1 protein-coding gene is annotated in these 2,105 nt (G+C 68.6%); it reads left to right on the top strand.

Annotation, left to right across the window (positions count from 1 at the left end; translation table 11 throughout):
* Nucleotides 1–148 precede the first annotated feature (148 nt).
* Nucleotides 149–1,417: a DUF222 domain-containing protein gene (locus AB0K34_RS46525; protein ID WP_364554948.1), complete on the top strand. Its 1,269-nt coding sequence runs from the start codon at nt 149–151 to the stop codon at nt 1,415–1,417.
* The last annotated feature ends 688 nt before the right edge of the window (nt 1,418–2,105 follow it).

The raw sequence follows: 2,105 nt of genomic DNA, 5'->3' as shown, positions 1-2,105 counted from the left end.
AGCACGCAAGTGCAGAACTTCAAATCGAAATGCCCGAAATGAACCTTTCGAGAAAACAGGCGAGAGTCGATCAAGGAAGCCCAAAAGAATCATGGTGGATTTTCGACTCGAAAGGACGAAGCAGCGTCCGGCCGGATATCATCAGGGTATGAGTTCAATCGCGGTCGACCTCGACGCCGCGTCCACCATGGAATTGGTGAACGCGGCATCGGCGATCGCCGCCGAACTCGCCTCCCGTGCTGCCCCCGAATCGGCGGTGGCATGCATGGAACTCACCGAGACCCTCGCCACCGCAGGCGATCTGCAGGAAGCCGCCCTGTCGGAATTGATCGGCGTGGTCGACCGGTCCCGCGAAGTGCAGCGGTGGGGATACCCCTCCACCCGGTCCTGGCTGCGGTCCCGGCTGGGCATGCGCGAGTCCCGCGCCAAGGAACGTCTCACCCTGGCCCGCCAGCGCCACCGCGTCCCCGAGATGACCGAGCGGTGGACCGCCGGTGACCTGTCGGCCGGATATGCCGCCACCATCGCCGACGCCATCACCCGACTCGACGACGATGACTGCGGCAAAGCCGAGAACATCTTGCTGGGCATGGTCGACCAGGGCTTCTCCGCCGGAAAGGTCGCCTCCTTCGGCAAGCGGATCCGCGACGTGATCGCCGAACGCGACGGCACCGAACAGGCACCCGAAGACGTGGCACGCGGCTACGAACAATCCTGGATCGACTCGACACGGTCCCTCGACGGCGGCCGCTACATCAAGGGCTGGCTCAACGCCGAAGACGCCGCCATCTGGGACGGCACCCTCGCCCCCCTGGCCAAACCCGCCGGAACCGACGACCACCGCGACCTCTCCGAACGGACGGCCGCCGCACTCACCACGGTGCTGTCGGGCGGGCACAAGGCCACCAAGGTCACCGTCATCTGCGACCTGGACACCCTCACCGGCGGCACCACCCCGGCACGTCTCACCGACGGCACCCCCATCCCCGCCGCCCAAGCCCGCCGCATCGCGCTCAGCGCAGGGGTGTCTCCGCTCCTGCTCGGCGGCGGCAACACCCCGCTCTACCTGGGCCACCGAGTCCGGTTCGCCACCGCCCCACAGCGCCAGGTCCTGGAGACCCTGTACTCCACCTGCGCCGTCCAGGACTGCGAGGTGCCCGGGACGCTGTGCGAAGTCGACCACGTCCACGGCTGGGCCCTCGGCCGAAGCCCCACCGACATCGACCAACTCGCCCTCACCTGCGGCTGGCACAACCGCTACAAACACACCAACCCACACCGCATCCACATCACCAAGAACCCGGACGGCCGCTACACCTACCGCCTCCACCCACCCGGTACAGGCCAGACCACAGGCCCACCAACATGGAGCCTCACCCCGGCCAGCCGCCCACCCCCAACAAGCCAAGCCGCCTGATCACAGACCCACAGACCACAGACTCGCGCCCCCGAACAGACCCGGGGGCCGCGTGCCGCACCCGCATGCCCCGCGCCGAGCAGCCCACCACCGCACACCCGGCCGGGCCCGAACCCGCGCCGACGGAAGACGACGCGAACACCGACTCACGCCCCCCAGAGCCGCCCGACTCTCCCCACCCGCCACGCTCGTCCTAAGCACTGGCCGACAGCCCACCCCCGGCAATCCCGCCAACACGGCCCCGAACCGATCCCCATCCAGGCCGACCACCAAGCCCGGGCCCGGCCACGCGAGCGCAGGCCCGCATGCACCATCACGGGCGGGGGTCGCCTCGCCCGCTACGCTCGGTCACGCTGAGCTAGGCGCCTGATCACGCCCGGCCATACCGTCAGCACGAGGCCGGGCCGTCGCCTGGCATGGCCGACTGCCGGTTGGGCATGGCCGCAGGTTCGCGGATGCACGCCGCACGCTCGGCCGCATTGTCGAGGGGTAATCCGCTTCACCGCAACGCGCCCGCCCGTTCCTTCGGGCAGCGCGAGGCCGGTGCGCTCTCCCGTCTGAGCTCCGCGCGATCGCCAACTCGCGGACCGGGGGGTGTCAACGTCGCGCGATTTCTGACCCCCTGGAGACGTCTGAATGTTGACCCCTCTGGTGTTGGTCGTTGGTTCGGTTACTGCTGGTCGTCGTT

The organism is Actinomadura sp. NPDC049382, assembly GCF_040677125.1.
Taxonomy (GTDB): domain Bacteria; phylum Actinomycetota; class Actinomycetes; order Streptosporangiales; family Streptosporangiaceae; genus Spirillospora; species Spirillospora geliboluensis.
Note: the sequence above shows the minus strand (reverse complement) of the source record. Positions and strands in the feature narration are given on the sequence as shown.